Consider the following 15359-nt stretch of genomic DNA (forward strand, 5'->3'; position numbering starts at 1 on the left):
TCGCCCAAAGGCGGGTATTTCCGGTTGCACAGACGTTAAAACGTTGCCTTATCAGTGACAACGCTTTTCCTTGCCGGTCTTTCCCTTCTTGGCGGGTCTGGTATGACGGCGATGAACAAAGAGGAACGAAGTATGCGCGATCGCTTTCGCCTGACGCTTGCACAATTGAACCCCACTGTTGGGGATCTGGCCGGAAATGCCGCAAAAGCGCGTTCTGCGTGGGAGGCCGCGCGCGAGGCCAAGGCCGATATGCTGGCGCTGACTGAGATGTTCATCACCGGCTACAACACACAGGATCTGGTGATGAAACCGGCCTTTGTGTTGGATGCGATGGCCCGGATCGAGGCATTGGCTGCCGATTGTGCCGATGGCCCGGCGATTGCCATTGGTGGTCCATGGATCGAAGGCGCTGACCTCTACAATGCCTATTACATCCTGAAAGACGGCAAGGTCGCGGCCCGCGTGCTGAAACACCACCTTCCGAACGAGACCGTCTTTGACGAGGTCCGCCTGTTTCAACAAGGTCCTGTCACCGGGCCTTACAGCATTGATGGTGTTCGGATCGGCTCCCCCATCTGTGAGGACAGTTGGCATCCGGACGTGGCCGAGACGCTGGAAGAGACCGGGGCAGAGTTCCTGCTGGTGCCCAATGGCTCTCCTTACTATCGCAACAAGATGGACCTGCGGATGAACCACATGGTTTCCCGCGTGGTCGAAACCGGCCTGCCGCTGATCTATCTGAACATGGTCGGCGGGCAGGATGATCAGGTCTTTGACGGGGGCACATTCGTGCTGAACCCTGGTGGGGAACTTGCCGTGCAGATGCCTGTGTTTGATGAGGCGATCACCCATCTTGATCTGGTGCGGACCGAAGACGGCTGGCGTGCTGAAAAGGGCGAACTGGCCCCGCTTCCCAGTGAATGGGAGCAGGATTACCGCTGCATGGTCGAGGCTTTGCGCGACTATCTGGGCAAGTCGGGCTTCAAGAAGGTGCTTCTGGGCCTGTCGGGCGGGATCGACAGTGCGATCGTTGCGGCTATTGCCGCTGATGCCATCGGCCCGGAGAACGTGCGCTGCGTGATGCTGCCGTCGGAATACACCAGCCAGCACTCGCTGGAAGATGCCGAGGCCGTGGCCAAGGCGCTTGGCTGCCACTACGACTATGTGCCGATCGGCCCATCGCGTCAGGCGGTGACCGAGACGCTGGCACCCTTGTTCGGCGACCGCCCGTTTGATGTGACCGAGGAAAACGTACAGTCCCGTCTGCGGGGCCTTCTGCTGATGGCGATGTCCAACAAATTTGGCGAAATGCTGCTGACCACCGGCAACAAGTCCGAGGTCGCGGTGGGCTATGCCACGATTTATGGTGACATGAACGGCGGCTATAACCCGATCAAGGATCTGTACAAAACCCGCGTGTTCGAGACCTGCCGCTGGCGCAACGCCAATCACCGCGATTGGATGATGGGCCCAGAGGGCGAGGTCATTCCAAACCGCGTGATCGACAAGCCGCCGTCGGCCGAGCTGCGCGAGGATCAGAAAGACGAAGACAGCCTGCCACCCTATGAGGTGCTGGACCGGATCCTGGAACTGCTGGTCGACGAAGAGGCCAGCGTCGAGGACGCCGTGCAAGAGGGGTTTGATCGCGAGACAGTGAAACGGGTCGAGCACCTGCTATACATTTCCGAATACAAACGCTTTCAGTCCGCGCCGGGCACCCGCCTGACCAAACGCGCTTTCTGGCTGGATCGCCGTTATCCCATCGTGAACCGTTGGAGGGACGGCTCCGGCACCTGAGAAAGGGGGCCGTATGAGCGAGAACAAGACAAAACCATCGGAAACCCCTGCCGCAGAGCTGATCGCGGCGGTGGAACATCCGATGCGGCGCGCCGATGGGCAGACCCTGCTAGAGATGTTTCAACGGGCAACAGGCTATGCGCCCGTCGTTTGGGCCCCCGCGATCATTGGATTTGGTCGTTATCACTATCGGTACAAAAGTGGACGTGAGGGGGATTTTCTTGCCACGGGTTTTGCAGTTCGCAAACGAAACCTCGTTGTCTATATCATGCCGGGCTATGCCGATTACGGGGCCATCCTTGACCGGCTTGGGAAGTACAAGAAAAGCAAATCCTGCCTTTATATCAACAAGCTGGCGGATATTGATCTGACTGTGCTGGAAGAGTTGATCTTGGCAGGCCTGCGCGACCTGAACAAAATCTGGCCGGTCCAGCCAGCCTGATTATTCGGCCTGGGCAACGGTCACCTTTCGGGCAATAGGCTGGTCGCCACACGTGCGGCCGCGTGGACATGGGCAGGGTCTGCCTTGGCGCGGACCAGCACAGAGATCCCTACGACCGACATGGTGAATAGGTCCGCCAGCCCATCGACGTCAGCATCCGGGCCAAGGTGCTGAGCCTCTTTCGCATTTTCGAGAGCCTTGCGAAACGCGCTGCGCACCCGCTGGAGATAGGCATCGACATATTTGGCGCTGCCTGGGTCAAGTGCGGCGCGCTCGGCGGCGGTATTGGCCATCAGGCAGCCAAGGCCAGCAAACGCGCCCTCGCTTGATTTGGCGTAGCTTTGGAAAGCGGCGCGGATCTCTGCCAGACCGGCACCGGGGGCCTCGATCGGTGCTAGAACGCGGCTGAGGTTGACCGCGCTGTAGCGTTCAAGCGCGGCTTCGAACAGGTCCTGTTTCGACCCGAATTCCGAGTACATGCTTTTGCGATTCACCGCCAACGTATCCACCAATTCGGCGGTGCTGGTCGCGGCATAGCCTTGTCTTCGAAACAGCTCGATTGCGCGATCCAACAATTCTTCGCGTTTGTATCCTTTGGGTCCGGCCATTGGGTCCTCAAAAATAGTGTTTGACTCAGGGTAACCATTCAGTTACCCAATGTAAAGGTAATCGATCAGTTACCATTGAGAATTAGAACCTTGAAGGAGAACAGAGATGACCATGCAGAACATTACCGTTGTCTACAAATGGACGGCCAAACCCGGAAAGCTGGATGCCCTGACCGAGATCTACAAAGGCGTCACCCAAGCCATGAAAGACAATGAACCCGGCGCGACGGCGGTCCACGTGTTCGTGTCCAAAGCCGAGAATTCCCTGTATGTGCGGGACGAATTTGCGGATGCCAATGCGTTGGGGTTCCACCTGAGCCAGACCGCAGCCGCACATTTCCCGGACCTTCTGGAAGTCGCGACGCCCGGGCAGTTCCTGTTCTTCGGGGATGTCCCTGAACCGCTTCAGCAAGCGACGACCCAAATGGGGTTGGCAGCGGAATTCGCGGGTCATGCTGCGGGATATGACCGCTAAGATTACGAAGCTTTTTAACGGAATGCGCTCGTCATTTTGTCGGGCGCATTCGTTTTTAGGTTGGTCAGTCGATCTGCTCGACGATGCAGTCGGGAAGAACCTTCAGATAATCCGTCTTGCGGCACAGGTGGGTCTCGTCGCTCATGACGGCGGCCGCGGCGGCCGCGGCGCCTTTTTGCATCGCTTGGTGCGGGGTGTCACCGTTGGCAAGCGCCATGGACATAGCCCCCACAAAACTGTCGCCTGCACCGATCTTGGATCGAACGGTAACCTTGGGCGGCACAACCAGAAGCGCTTCGTCCTCTGAGACCATCACTGATCCTTCGGCCCCGCGTGCCAGAACAACGATTTCTGCAACACCATCCTGTACCAGTTTTCGGCCCAAATCCACGCTGTCCCGAACTGTTGACAGCGGCGTTCCGGCCAGCATTTCGGTCTCTACCTGATCCATGCGCAGGACATAGAGCGGGGCACGTTCGGCCCGCGCCAGATAATGCAGTGCTGCGCCGGAGGTATCCACCAAAAGGCGGGCGCCACTTTCACTAAGCCGGTCGTTGAGATCAGAGATGAAACTGTCGGGTGCCCCAGGCGGGTTGCTGCCAGAGATGACGGCAAGGGTCCCCGGTTTCACATGCTCGGCTATGGCTTCGATCAGGGGTTGGGTGTCGGCCCAATGCGGCCCGGGCAGCACAAAGCGGTATTGTTCGCCCGTTGATCTGTCCATTACGGCGATGCTTTCGCGGGTTTCCGATGGGGCCTCGAAAACAATGGCCTTGATGCCTTCTTCGGCCAAAAGCGTGCGCACCCAATGACCTGTTTCACCAGCCAGAGCGACAAAGGTGGCAGAGCTTCCCCCAAGAATGTGGATGGAGCGCGAGACATTGATACCACCACCACCGGGCGACATCGCCGGTGCCTCACAACGCAGCTTTGGGCCAGGCCGGACATTGTCGACGGCGGTCGAGATATCCAGCGCAGGGTTCAGCGTGATGGTAAGGATGTCGCTCATCGGGGCGGGTCCTTCTTCGTGTCCGTCATAGACTGGCATTGTCTGTGCCCACGGCCAAGAGGCGATTGTGAATTGGGGCAGGGGGTCAGTTCAACCCGACGTAAAATATCAGCGGTACCGGCAAGACCGCAATCAGGACCGTCAGGACGAAGGGTAGAGGGTGGAACATCCTGCTAAGACCCGCGATCATGGATATGCCGCCACCCCCGCCCAGAACCATGTTGCCGGGAAGGTTGATGATTAGTGCTAGCGCGACATAGCGGTGACGCAACAGGTTGCGCGCCCAAGGCGAAGTGACACCGGCGATCAGCTTTTCATGCAGTTCGGCTTCGGACAGTGCGGCGGCCTCTGCCACTAGGGACGCCGCGCGATGCAGTCCAAGCGCGTTCAGCCCTTTGTGCAACACACCCGGCGGCAACAGGCGCCCAACCAGAAAGGCGAAGGTCAGGCTGGTCGCCGTCGCCAGATAGATCAGCGGGGCCAGAGTGCCGCCGACGACGGTTAAAAGCGTCAGGCCAATCTCTGCCCCCGGCACGAAGGGGATCGCCATCAGGATCATGAAGAGGCCAATGGCCACGACAATGGCGCGGTGCATCAGCTCTTCGGTTTCGGGCAGCAAGGTCATGTCGAACCACGGGACGACGATCTCGATGACCGTGTGCCCGGCGTAGATCAGTGCGACCAATGCGGCTGCGCGCAGCAGCCAACGTGTCAGCTTTGCCAAATTGCGGCCTCTTCCTTGGTGGCTTGTTGTCCAGTGAACGCTGGCATGTATGGCCAAAGGCCTATGGTTAAGGACATTCCCTCCAGAACGCCTGCGCCCTGTTTTTGTGCAGTCTTGGTCGGACCCGACAGGGGTGCCGCAAGAAGTTGAAGGTATGATTTTGTAAGGCGCATGAAGGATTTATACCAACTTCTGCACCTTGTGTCGCTGCCGAACTAAAAAGGCCCGCCGGTTTCGGGCGGGCCTTCGGGGCAAACGCTAGGTTCGCGAATGGATCACAGCAACATCTGATAGCTGGCCGGGACATAGCGGTAGCCGTCACCGTCTGTCTGCGCATACCCGATGCCCGGGAAGGGCATGTGATAGCCGATGAACGGGATGCCGTCAGCTGACATCATATCCAGCATTTTGCGGCGTGTTGCAGCAGCAGCACCCTTGTCCATGTCAAAGCGGACCTCCCAGTCGGGCTTGGCCAGCGACCAGACATAGTGGTTGGCGAAGTCGGCCATGATCATCAGCTGCTTGCCACCGCTTTCCAGACGATAGGCCATGTGGCCCGGCGTATGGCCAAAGGCTTCTTGCGCGGTCACGCCAGAGGCAACGCTGTCGCCGCCTTTCAGGAAGCTCATCTTTTCTGCCAGAGGTTTGACTTTGCCGTCGAACCGCTCATTCGCGGCGCCGGCCCAATGGTCGTATTCGACCTGACCGGTGATGTAGCGCGCGTTGGTGAAGGTTTCGCCCGCATCGCCGGACAGCCCGCCGATATGGTCGCCGTGCATGTGGGTCAGCACAACCGCGTCGACCTGATCGGCGCTATAGCCCGCAGCCGCAATGGCCGCCGTGATGCCGCCCGCGTTCAGGCCGGTGTCGAACAGGATCAGCTCTGATCCGGTGTTGACCAGTGTCGGGGTGAAGTAGAATTGCACCTTGTCGGTAGGAATAAAGTTCTCGGCGCTGACGCTGGCGAATTCCTCGGCGCTGACATTCTGGCCAAAGATGCTTTGTGGCTCGTCCCGGGTGGCGCTTCCGGCCAGCAGGGTGTTGACCTCGAAACCCCCCAGTTTGAAACGGTGGAATTTGGGCATGGTGACCTCTTGCATGGGCGCGGCGGCGCGCGCGGCAGAGGTCAGCGAAAGAAGGGCGGGCGCGGCCAAGGTGCTGGCAAGCGCCTGACGGCGGGTAAAGGTGGTCATAATATGCTCCCTGATTGTAATCCTTGCATGCTACTACGCTGCCAGGGCCCGGTCAGATCACATCCGCGCGACCTTGAACTGGACAAAGCCGCCATCCTGTGAAAAGAGCCGCCCCAACAGGAGACCGCAATGACCGTTACCCGTTTCGCCCCATCCCCCACCGGCTATATCCATGTCGGTAACCTGCGCACCGCGCTGATGAACTATCTGATCGCCCGCAAAGCCGGCGGCACGTTTATCCTGCGTCTGGATGACACCGACCCAGAGCGGTCGAAGCAGGAATACGTGGATGCGATCAAGGAAGACCTTGAATGGCTGGGCCTGACTTGGGACCGGGTCGAAACCCAGTCGTCGCGTCTGGATCGCTATAACGCGGCGGCGGACGAGCTGCGCGAGGCGGGCCGGTTCTATGAGTGTTTTGAGACCCCGACCGAGCTGGACCTGAAGCGTAAGAAACAGCTGAACATGGGCAAGCCCCCGGTCTATGACCGCGCCGCGCTGGACCTGTCGGATGCCGAGAAAGAGGCGCTGCGCGCCGAGCGTGGCAACGGCCACTGGCGCTTCAAGCTGGACCACGAGCGGATTGAATGGACCGACGGTATCCTTGGCGATCTGTCGATTGATGCGGCCTCTGTGTCCGACCCGGTTCTGATCCGTGGTGACGGGCAGTTCCTGTACACGCTGGCGTCCGTCTGTGATGACGTCGACTTTGGCGTGACCCATGTTGTGCGTGGCTCTGACCACGTGACCAACACGGCGACGCAGATCCAGATTATCAACGCCTTGGGTGGTTCGGTGCCGTCGTTCGCCCACCATTCGTTGCTGACCGGCCCTCAGGGCGAGGCCCTGTCAAAGCGTCTTGGCACGCTGGCCCTGCGCGATCTGCGCGACCAAGGGGTCGAGCCGATGGCGCTGTTGTCGCTGATGGCGCGTCTGGGGTCGAACCAGCCGATCGAACTGTGCAGCAGCATTGACGAGCTGGTTGAAGGCTTCGACATCACCACCTTCGGGGCGGCACCGACCAAGTTCGATGCCAATGACCTGTTCCCGCTGACCGCGCGCATTCTGGGCGGCCTGCCGCTGGCCGATGTGGCCGAGGATGTGGCGGCGCTTGGCGTCCCCGCCGACAAGGCAGAGGCGTTCTGGAACGTCGTGCGCGAGAACATCACCGTGAAGGCCGATATGGCCGAATGGTGGACCCTGTTCCAAAACGGCGCGACGCCACTGGTTGCTGACGAAGACGCCGAGTTCATCGCGCAGGCCTTCGACATGCTGCCAGAGCCGCCCTATGCCGACACCGCGTGGAAAGACTGGACCTCTGCTGTGAAAGAGGCCACTGGCCGCAAGGGCAAGGGCCTGTTCATGCCGCTGCGCAAGGCCGTCACCGGTCGCGAGCGTGGTCCGGATATGTCGGATGTGCTGCCTTTGTTGCAGGTCAAGCCGTCGCTTTAACCCTTGATCCACACAGCGCCTGTGCGCAAACGGCGTGGAAAAATTGCACTTTTAGGTCATGATAGGTCCCAACGATCCCGAGGGACCTCATGGCCGACAAGCAAGCGAAATTTCTGACCGGAAACCTGTTCCGGCACGTGTCCGTCATGTCGTTGACGGCCTCGATCGGATTGATCGCGATTTTCGTGGTCGATTTCGTCGACATGATCTTCATCTCGATGCTGGGTAAGGCAGAACTGGCCGCCGCCGTTGGTTATGCCGGGGCGATCCTGTTTTTCACCACGTCTTTCGGGATTGGCGTTGCGATTGCGGCCGGCGCATTGGTGGCAAAAGCCTTGGGAGAGGGCGACCGGCAGATGGCCGGACGGCGGGCCGCGACCTCGTTGATTTACGGGGTTCTGTTTGCGGCCGTGTTTGCCCTGATCGTCTGGCTGAACCTGACACCACTGGCGCGTCTGGTTGGGGCCTCTGGCGAGACGCTGGATCTAGCTGTGCATTACCTTCAGATCATTATCCCAAGCCTGCCCCTGCTGCTGGTTGGCATGGTCGGTGGGGCCATCCTGCGCGCCCACGGGGCCGCGCGGCAGGCGATGATGGCGACGGTGGCCGGGGGTGTAGTGAATGCGGTGCTGGACCCGATCCTGATTTTCGGTCTTGATCTTGAACTTACCGGGGCGGCGATGGCCTCGGTCGCGGCGCGGATCACGATGGCGGTGGTTGCGATCTTGCCGATCCTGCGCGCGAAGGGGTTGGCCAAACCCACGCCAGAACAATTCCGTGTCGACTTTCGTGCTATTGCCGTCATCGCAATACCTGCAATTCTGACCCAGTTGGCAACGCCGGTGGGTCAGGCCTATGTCACGCGCTCGATGGCGGAGTTTGGCGAAGAGGCCGTTGCAGCCATGGCCATCATCGGCCGCCTGACACCCGTGGCGTTCGGAGTGATCTTTGCCCTTTCGGGGGCCATCGGACCGATCATCGGGCAGAACTTTGGGGCCAAGAATTTCAGCCGTGTATCGCAGGCCTATTGGGACGGTTTGATCTTCTGCCTGATCTACGTTCTGGGCATGTCCTTGATCCTGTTTCTTGCGCGGGATCCGATTGCCTTGCTGTTTGATCTGGACGGGGTCGCCAAGTCGCTGGTCTTCCTGTTCTGCGGGCCGCTGGCCTTGGTGTTCTTCTTCAATGGTGCAATTTTTGTCTCGAACGCGGCTTTCAACAACCTGGGCCACCCGTTCTATTCAACGATGGTCAACTGGGGCCGCCATACGCTTGGCACGATCCCATTCGTCATCGCCGGGGCCGCTTGGCTGGGTGCGCCCGGGGTGCTGATCGGTCAGGGCGCCGGGGGCGTCGTGTTTGGCCTTGTGTCGATCTGGATGGGCTGGCGTGTCAGCCGTCAAGGTGCCAGTGAACAGGTCGAGACGAAGGCAGAGCCCTTTGCCCGTCAGGGCCGCCTGATGTCCCTGTCACAGTTCCGCCGATAGGTTGCGCAGGTTCGCGTCGACAAAGTCCGTCTCTGTCGGCGTCAGGGGTTGATGGCGGGGATAGATTGGGTCTGACCGGTCGTTCATGACAGGCGCGTCCCACCCGACCGTTGTTTCAAAGAACCGTTCGGCCCCGGCTTGCCCAAACTCGCGCAGATACCCTTGGATCACGACATCCAGATAGCTAAGCCGGATCGGATGCAGCGCGTCGCTGTCGCGATGAAGATCGGGGATCGAATATAGGTGAACCTCGGCAGCTTCAGGGCCGCTATGGTCCGTCTGGTGCGTCGCCCCAAGCCGGTCATAGGCCCCTTCCCGTTCGTCCAGTGCCGTCCAGTCGGCGCCGGGCACGGCCGCAACCAACCCGTCGATCTGAACACCTTCGGCGGGCTCTACCGTCAGCATGGCCACCTCGCGCAACCGGGTTTGTCGCCACACCCGACGCCAGCCACGCAAGCGGCCGGGAAAGGCGGTGGTGAAGCCGTGTGTCGCGCGGTTTACCAGCGATCCGTAGCCGAAAAAGAAGGGTTCATTCATAATTTAAATGATGCCATCGTGTAAGTCGATTGCAAGGACTTGCCTGAGCCCCGGACATGCTCTAGCTTGCGCGCAGACGTTGGGAGAATCTGTTCTCAGATGCCGAAGGAGCAACCGCCCCGGTAAACTCTCAGGCCCCCGGACCAACGTCGGCACAAACTCTGGAGAGAGGCGCATCAAGCGTCCGCCGAAGGGATAGCGATCTCAGGCGAAAGGGACAGAGGGGGCATCGAAGGCGGGGGTCCGCCAAAACGATGCCGGAAGTGCGCGATGCGCCCGGCGAGACAGGGGGAACGCCAATGGCGGATTTGAAACGAACGGGGCTTTACGACCTACACGTGGAACTGGGTGCCAAGATGGTGCCGTTTGCGGGCTATGAGATGCCCGTTCAGTACCCCCTGGGCGTGATGAAAGAGCATCTGCATTGCCGCGCGCAGGCCGGTTTGTTCGATGTCAGCCACATGGGGCAGGTGATCTTGCGGGCCAAGTCGGGCGACCTGAACGACGCGGTGCTTGCACTGGAAGCTTTGGTGCCCGTTGCCTTGGTTGAGCTGAAAGAAAACCACCAGCGCTATGCGTTCTTCACCAATGACCAGGGTGGTATTCTGGACGACCTGATGGTCGCCAAACGTGAGGACCACCTGTGTCTTGTCGTGAATGCGGCCTGTAAGGACGAAGATATTGCCCATCTGCGGGCGAACCTGTCCGATACCTGTGATATCGACGTGATCGAGGACCGCGCGCTTCTGGCGCTGCAGGGTCCCGCCGCAGAAAAGGTCATGGCGCGCTTCGTCCCCTTGACCCAAGGGATGCGGTTCATGGAGGTTTCAACCTTCGAAAGCCCCTTCGGAGAGCTTTGGATTTCCCGTTCCGGCTATACCGGAGAAGACGGGTTCGAAATTTCGGTCCCGAACAAAACCGTTGTCGATTTCGCCCATTCCCTGATGTCGGAAGAAGAGGTGGAATTCATCGGCCTTGGCGCGCGTGACAGCCTGCGCCTTGAGGCTGGGCTTTGCCTGTATGGCCACGACATCGACACCACGACGTCACCGATCGAGGCCGACCTGCTTTGGGCGATCCAAAAGGCCCGCCGTCCGGGTGGCGCACGTCAGGGCGGCTTCCCCGGCGAAGATCGCATCTTTGGTGATCTCGCCGAAGGCATCGCCCGCAAACGTATCGGTCTGCGCCCCGAAGGCCGCGCGCCGATGCGCGAAGGCACCGTGCTTTACGCCTCGGTCGATGCAGATACGCCGATCGGCACCGTCACATCGGGCGGTTTTGGCCCAACGGTCGAAGGACCGGTGGCTATGGGCTATGTCAGCATTGCGCATGCCAACACAGGCAATACGATTTACGGCGAGGTGCGCGGCAAGCGTCTGCCCGCCACCGTGACGGCAATGCCGTTCCGTCCCTCTACCTACAAACGCTAACGGGAGACCCCAATGAAATTCACCGAAGAACACGAATGGCTGCGTATCGAAGACGATGTCGTCGTCGTCGGCATTACCGAACACGCTTCGACCCAGTTGGGTGACGTTGTTTTCGTAGAACTGCCCGAGGCAGGCTCGACCGTAAGCAAGGATGACGAGATCTGTGTGATCGAGTCCGTCAAAGCTGCGTCCGACATTCTGGCCCCTCTGGACGGCGAGATCGTCGAGGTGAACGAAGCGCTGGAAGATAACCCGAGCCTGGTCAACGACGACCCGCTGGGTGAGGCGTGGTTCTTCAAGATGAAGGTCGAAGACCTGTCGTCCATGGACGATATGATGGACGAAGCCGCCTATAAAGATTTCATCGGCTAAGCCACTGACCTAAAAACGAACTTCTCTCGTGGCGCCGCAATGCGCCACGGGATCTGGCCCTATTGATATGACCGGAGGCACCATGCCCTTCACGCCCACAACCTATCGCCCTTATGACTTTGCGAACCGTCGTCACATCGGGCCCTCGCCCGAAGAAATGGCCGAGATGTTCAAGGTGGTCGGTGTCGACAGCCTTGACCAGCTGATCGACGAAACGGTGCCCAAAAGCATTCGACAGGCCGACCCGCTGGAGTTCGGCAAACCCCTCTCCGAACGCGAGCTGATCTGGCACATGCGGCAGGTGGCCAAGAAGAACGACGTCTTCTCGACCATGATCGGGCAGGGCTATTACGGCACCACCACGCCCCCCGCGATCCAGCGCAATATTCTTGAAAACCCGGCATGGTACACGGCCTATACGCCCTATCAGCCCGAGATTTCGCAGGGCCGGCTTGAGGCGCTTTTGAACTATCAGACGATGGTGTCGGACCTGACCGGACTGCCGGTTGCCAACGCGTCCCTGCTGGACGAAGCGACCGCCGCGGCCGAGGCGATGGCCATGGCGCAGCGGATGTCCAAGTCCAAGTCGATGAGCTTCTTCGTCGATGAAAACTGCCACCCGCAGAACATCGAAGTGATGAAAACCCGCGCGGAACCTCTGGGGATAGAGGTGATTGTCGGCGCGCCTGACGATCTGGATGCCACCGCCGTTTTCGGTGCGATCTTCCAGTACCCGGGTACTTACGGCCACGTCCGCGATTTCACCGCCGAGATGGATGCACTGCATGAAAACAAGGCGCTGGGCATCGTGATTGCTGATCCGATGGCGTTGCTTTTGCTGAAAGAGCCGGGCGCCATGGGTGCCGATATTGCTGTGGGCAACACGCAGCGTTTCGGTGTGCCAATGGGGGCAGGTGGTCCGCACGCGGCCTATATGGCCTGCCGCGACCAACTGAAACGCTCGATGCCCGGACGGATTGTCGGTGTGTCGATCGATTCACACGGGGACAAGGCCTATCGCCTGTCCCTGCAAACGCGCGAGCAGCACATCCGCCGCGAAAAGGCGACCTCGAACGTTTGTACAGCGCAGGCGCTGTTGGCGGTGATGGCGAGCTTCTACGCGGTCTTCCACGGGCCTGAGGGGCTGAAGGCGATTGCGCAGCGGATCCACCGTAAGACAGTGCGTCTGGCGAAGGGTCTGGAAGCGGCAGGCTTCTCTGTACAGCCCGATGTCTACTTTGACACGATCACAGTGGACGTTGGCCCGATGCAGGGCCTGATTATCGAGGCCGCCGCGGCCCGCAAGATCAACGTACGCAAGGTTGGCGACACCAAGATCGGCCTGTCCGTCGATGAAACCACCCGCAGTGCCGTGATCGAAAAAGTCTGGGCTGCCTTTGGGATCACGCGTCAGGACGACCCTGATGATATCGAATACCGCATCCCCGAGGCCAACGCGCGCGAGTCGGACTATCTGACACACCCGATCTTCCACCTGAACCGCGCAGAGACCGAGATGATGCGCTACATGCGCCGTCTGGCCGACCGCGACCTTGCGCTGGATCGGGCGATGATCCCTCTGGGGTCCTGCACCATGAAGCTGAACGCCGCGGTCGAGATGATGCCAATCACATGGCACGAGTTCTCGAACATCCACCCCTATGCACCGGCGGAACAGCTGGCGGGTTACGCGCAAGTGGTTGAAGAGCTGTCGGAAATTCTGTGTCAGGCCACCGGCTATGACGCGATGTCGATGCAGCCGAACTCTGGCGCGCAGGGCGAATATGCGGGCCTTCTGACCATTGCGGCCTACCACAAGGCCAACGGCGACGCGCACCGCAATATCTGCCTGATCCCAGTGTCGGCGCACGGCACCAATCCGGCCTCGGCCCAGATGTGCGGGATGAAGGTTGTTGTGGTGAAATCGGCCGAGAACGGCGACGTGGATGTCGAAGACTTCCGTGCCAAGGCCGAAGCAGCAGGCGACAATCTGGCTGCCTGTATGATCACGTATCCCTCGACCCACGGCGTGTTCGAGGAGACCGTACGCGAGGTCTGCGAGATCACGCACCAGTACGGCGGTCAGGTGTACCTTGACGGTGCCAACCTGAACGCGATGGTCGGTCTGTCGAAACCGGGTGAGATCGGCAGCGACGTCAGCCACCTGAACCTGCACAAGACCTTTGCCATCCCTCATGGTGGTGGTGGCCCCGGCATGGGTCCGATCGGCGTTAAGGCGCATCTGGAACCCTATCTTCCGGGCAACCCTTTGGGTGGCGATATCGCAGGTCCGGTGTCGGCGGCACCCAATGGATCGGCTTCTATCCTGTTGATTTCCTATGCCTATTGCCTTGCCATGGGCGGCGCGGGCCTGACGCAGGCGACCAAGGTCGCGATCCTGAACGCCAACTACATCGCCAAGCGGCTGGAAGGTGCGTATGACGTGCTGTTCAAGGGCGGCAAGGGCCGTGTGGCGCATGAATGTATCCTTGACACGCGCCCCTATGCCGACAGCGCCCACGTCAGCGTTGACGATATCGCCAAGCGCCTCATGGACAGCGGCTTCCACGCCCCAACCATGAGCTGGCCTGTCGCCGGAACCCTGATGATCGAACCGACCGAGTCGGAAACCAAGGCCGAACTGGACCGGTTCATCACCGCCATGCTGTCGATCCGCGACGAGATCGCAGCGATCGAAAAGGGCGACATGGACCCGGTTAACAACCCGCTGAAAAACGCGCCTCATACGGTGAACGACCTCGTGGCCGAATGGGATCGCCCCTATAGCCGCGAACAGGCATGTTTCCCTCCGGGCAGCTTCCGCGTCGACAAATACTGGCCCCCGATCGGCCGCGTCGACAACGTGCACGGCGACCGCAACCTGATCTGCACCTGTCCTCCGCTAGAGGACTATGCCGAGGCGGCAGAATAGCGATACAGAACCCGTACAGACAGCGTACAGAACCTGTGCGCACGGATCTACGGGAAGGCGTTAACGCCTTTACGACAGGCTGGGGCCTCTTTTTCGAACGATAAGAGGCCCCATGCCCCGCACCCAAGTGACCCCAAACAAGATGACCAAGGCTGAGCGCCTGCACTGGTCCTCTGGCACCGATGCCTTGGCGATGATCGAGCATGATCTGCACTCGCGCCTGATGACATTTGGTCAGATCCCCACCGAATGGCACAGTATCTGGCAAGACGAAGACCGCCTCGACGACCGGCGAACACGGGTGACGGCTCGGTTTGACGCAGATGTGGTGAAGTTCTTCAAGGCGCTGGGGCCGGGGTATCAGCACCGGATGAACCGCGTGCTGCGAGCCTATACGCACATGCGGCTGGCCAAGCTGGTCGAGGGGCCTGATACGACCGACTACATCCTAGGTCTCGACCAAGCGAAGCGAGAGGGGCTGCGACCGAAGAGGCGGCACTGGGCGTGTTATCTACCGTTTCACCGAGGAGACAATGCCGGGGCATCGCCTGGTCGGCCCAAGGGTAGGCGCCCTTTGCCAACTCTCGGGGTGGGGGCTGCCTCATCCTTGATTGGTAGGAACTGAAAATAGGTCGTAGCCAGTCAAAGTTTCCAAAAACACCGCCCCGGTTTCTGTCACGAATACACCAGTCCCTTCGTACCCGACAGGGCAGGCGACGAGGTCGGCGGTGTGGTCTAGGTATTGGTTGGTGAAGGCGTTTTCTCCGACAAGCTGGCACTGGTCGGCCGGGGCGCGGTAGCCGCGGATCAGGGGCAGCTCGGTCGGGGCCGGGGCTGTGCAGGCGGCGAGCGGGATGGCAAGGATCATGAAACGCAAAAGGTCATCTCCAATTCAATGGAG

15 protein-coding genes and 1 riboswitch are annotated in these 15359 nt (G+C 60.2%); of the genes, 9 read left to right on the plus strand and 6 right to left on the minus strand.

Features of this window, described 5'->3' with window-relative positions; genetic code table 11:
• Nucleotides 1–132 precede the first annotated feature (132 nt).
• Together CLM58_RS09520 and CLM58_RS09525 are read left to right on the plus strand one after the other, a co-directional pair.
• Nucleotides 133–1797 (plus strand): NAD+ synthase, encoded by a 1665-nt coding sequence (locus CLM58_RS09520; RefSeq protein ID WP_095597037.1) that lies wholly within the window; start codon nt 133–135, stop codon nt 1795–1797.
• Nucleotides 1798–1810: 13 nt separating this feature from the next.
• Entirely contained in the window at nt 1811–2239 is a 429-nt protein-coding gene (locus tag CLM58_RS09525) for a DUF1801 domain-containing protein (RefSeq protein ID WP_095595716.1), read from the plus strand.
• Nucleotides 2240–2259: 20 nt separating this feature from the next.
• Here CLM58_RS09525 and CLM58_RS09530 read toward each other — a convergent pair whose 3' ends face one another.
• On the minus strand, nt 2260–2847 hold the full coding sequence (locus CLM58_RS09530; protein WP_095595717.1) for a TetR/AcrR family transcriptional regulator: 588 nt from the start codon (nt 2845–2847) through the stop codon (nt 2260–2262).
• Nucleotides 2848–2953: 106 nt separating this feature from the next.
• Between CLM58_RS09530 and CLM58_RS09535 the strand changes: the two genes are divergently transcribed.
• Nucleotides 2954–3322, plus strand: coding sequence for a putative quinol monooxygenase (locus tag CLM58_RS09535; RefSeq protein ID WP_095595718.1), 369 nt, complete (start codon nt 2954–2956; stop codon nt 3320–3322).
• A 64-nt stretch (nt 3323–3386) separates the two neighbouring features.
• Here CLM58_RS09535 and CLM58_RS09540 read toward each other — a convergent pair whose 3' ends face one another.
• The 3 genes from CLM58_RS09540 to CLM58_RS09550 all read right to left on the minus strand — a co-directional run bounded on the left by CLM58_RS09540 (nt 3387) and on the right by CLM58_RS09550 (nt 6248).
• The gene (locus CLM58_RS09540) at nt 3387–4331 is read right to left on the minus strand and encodes a 1-phosphofructokinase family hexose kinase (RefSeq protein WP_095597038.1); all 945 of its coding nucleotides are present in this window, start codon (nt 4329–4331) and stop codon (nt 3387–3389) included.
• A gap of 85 nt (nt 4332–4416) precedes the next feature.
• Complete coding sequence (locus tag CLM58_RS09545) at nt 4417–5055, minus strand: hypothetical protein (protein ID WP_095595719.1); 639 nt, start codon at nt 5053–5055, stop codon at nt 4417–4419.
• A gap of 275 nt (nt 5056–5330) precedes the next feature.
• Complete coding sequence (locus CLM58_RS09550; RefSeq protein ID WP_095595720.1) at nt 5331–6248, minus strand: MBL fold metallo-hydrolase; 918 nt, start codon at nt 6246–6248, stop codon at nt 5331–5333.
• A gap of 129 nt (nt 6249–6377) precedes the next feature.
• Between CLM58_RS09550 and gltX the strand changes: the two genes are divergently transcribed.
• Nucleotides 6378–7700, plus strand: a complete 1323-nt coding sequence (gene gltX, locus CLM58_RS09555; protein WP_095595721.1) for a glutamate--tRNA ligase — start codon at nt 6378–6380, stop codon at nt 7698–7700.
• A gap of 89 nt (nt 7701–7789) precedes the next feature.
• Nucleotides 7790–9187 (plus strand): MATE family efflux transporter, encoded by a 1398-nt coding sequence (locus tag CLM58_RS09560; protein ID WP_095595722.1) that lies wholly within the window; start codon nt 7790–7792, stop codon nt 9185–9187.
• On the opposite strand, the gene CLM58_RS09565 is transcribed toward CLM58_RS09560, so the two are convergent.
• The gene (locus tag CLM58_RS09565; RefSeq protein ID WP_095595723.1) at nt 9170–9724 is read right to left on the minus strand and encodes a gamma-glutamylcyclotransferase family protein; all 555 of its coding nucleotides are present in this window, start codon (nt 9722–9724) and stop codon (nt 9170–9172) included. The genes CLM58_RS09560 and CLM58_RS09565 overlap by 18 nt on opposite strands.
• A gap of 70 nt (nt 9725–9794) precedes the next feature.
• A riboswitch (glycine riboswitch) is annotated at nt 9795–9880 on the plus strand.
• Between the two features lie 143 nt (nt 9881–10023).
• Here CLM58_RS09565 and gcvT point away from each other — a divergent pair.
• The 4 genes from gcvT (at nt 10024) to CLM58_RS09585 (ending at nt 15083) form a co-directional block, all read left to right on the plus strand.
• Nucleotides 10024–11154 (plus strand): glycine cleavage system aminomethyltransferase GcvT, encoded by a 1131-nt coding sequence (gene gcvT / locus CLM58_RS09570; protein WP_095597039.1) that lies wholly within the window; start codon nt 10024–10026, stop codon nt 11152–11154.
• A 12-nt stretch (nt 11155–11166) separates the two neighbouring features.
• Nucleotides 11167–11526 carry a glycine cleavage system protein GcvH gene (gcvH, locus tag CLM58_RS09575; RefSeq protein ID WP_095595724.1) on the plus strand — a complete coding sequence of 120 codons (360 nt, stop codon included), beginning with the start codon at nt 11167–11169 and terminating at the stop codon, nt 11524–11526.
• Nucleotides 11527–11608: 82 nt separating this feature from the next.
• Nucleotides 11609–14458: an aminomethyl-transferring glycine dehydrogenase gene (gene gcvP, locus CLM58_RS09580; RefSeq protein ID WP_095597040.1), complete on the plus strand. Its 2850-nt coding sequence runs from the start codon at nt 11609–11611 to the stop codon at nt 14456–14458.
• A 112-nt stretch (nt 14459–14570) separates the two neighbouring features.
• Nucleotides 14571–15083, plus strand: a complete 513-nt coding sequence (locus CLM58_RS09585; protein WP_095595725.1) for a BrnA antitoxin family protein — start codon at nt 14571–14573, stop codon at nt 15081–15083.
• Here CLM58_RS09585 and CLM58_RS09590 read toward each other — a convergent pair.
• Complete coding sequence (locus CLM58_RS09590; RefSeq protein WP_095595726.1) at nt 15060–15326, minus strand: hypothetical protein; 267 nt, start codon at nt 15324–15326, stop codon at nt 15060–15062. The genes CLM58_RS09585 and CLM58_RS09590 overlap by 24 nt on opposite strands.
• Nucleotides 15327–15359 lie beyond the last annotated feature (33 nt).

Origin of the sequence: Actibacterium pelagium (genome assembly GCF_002285415.1) — a bacterium.
In the GTDB taxonomy this organism is placed as follows: Bacteria; Pseudomonadota; Alphaproteobacteria; order Rhodobacterales; family Rhodobacteraceae; genus Actibacterium_B; species Actibacterium_B pelagium.

Excerpts from the sequence above, each read along its gene's own strand:
- CLM58_RS09520 (WP_095597037.1), top strand. The coding sequence starts at position 133 with ATGCGCGATCGCTTTCGCCTGACGCTTGCACAATTGAACCCCACTGTT.
- CLM58_RS09525 (WP_095595716.1), top strand. The coding sequence starts at position 1,811 with ATGAGCGAGAACAAGACAAAACCATCGGAAACCCCTGCCGCAGAGCTG.
- CLM58_RS09530 (WP_095595717.1), bottom strand. The coding sequence starts at position 2,847 with ATGGCCGGACCCAAAGGATACAAACGCGAAGAATTGTTGGATCGCGCA.
- CLM58_RS09535 (WP_095595718.1), top strand. The coding sequence starts at position 2,954 with ATGACCATGCAGAACATTACCGTTGTCTACAAATGGACGGCCAAACCC.
- CLM58_RS09540 (WP_095597038.1), bottom strand. The coding sequence starts at position 4,331 with ATGAGCGACATCCTTACCATCACGCTGAACCCTGCGCTGGATATCTCG.
- CLM58_RS09550 (WP_095595720.1), bottom strand. The coding sequence starts at position 6,248 with ATGACCACCTTTACCCGCCGTCAGGCGCTTGCCAGCACCTTGGCCGCG.
- gltX (WP_095595721.1), top strand. The coding sequence starts at position 6,378 with ATGACCGTTACCCGTTTCGCCCCATCCCCCACCGGCTATATCCATGTC.
- CLM58_RS09560 (WP_095595722.1), top strand. The coding sequence starts at position 7,790 with ATGGCCGACAAGCAAGCGAAATTTCTGACCGGAAACCTGTTCCGGCAC.
- CLM58_RS09565 (WP_095595723.1), bottom strand. The coding sequence starts at position 9,724 with ATGAATGAACCCTTCTTTTTCGGCTACGGATCGCTGGTAAACCGCGCG.
- gcvT (WP_095597039.1), top strand. The coding sequence starts at position 10,024 with ATGGCGGATTTGAAACGAACGGGGCTTTACGACCTACACGTGGAACTG.
- gcvH (WP_095595724.1), top strand. The coding sequence starts at position 11,167 with ATGAAATTCACCGAAGAACACGAATGGCTGCGTATCGAAGACGATGTC.
- gcvP (WP_095597040.1), top strand. The coding sequence starts at position 11,609 with ATGCCCTTCACGCCCACAACCTATCGCCCTTATGACTTTGCGAACCGT.
- CLM58_RS09585 (WP_095595725.1), top strand. The coding sequence starts at position 14,571 with ATGCCCCGCACCCAAGTGACCCCAAACAAGATGACCAAGGCTGAGCGC.
- CLM58_RS09590 (WP_095595726.1), bottom strand. The coding sequence starts at position 15,326 with ATGATCCTTGCCATCCCGCTCGCCGCCTGCACAGCCCCGGCCCCGACC.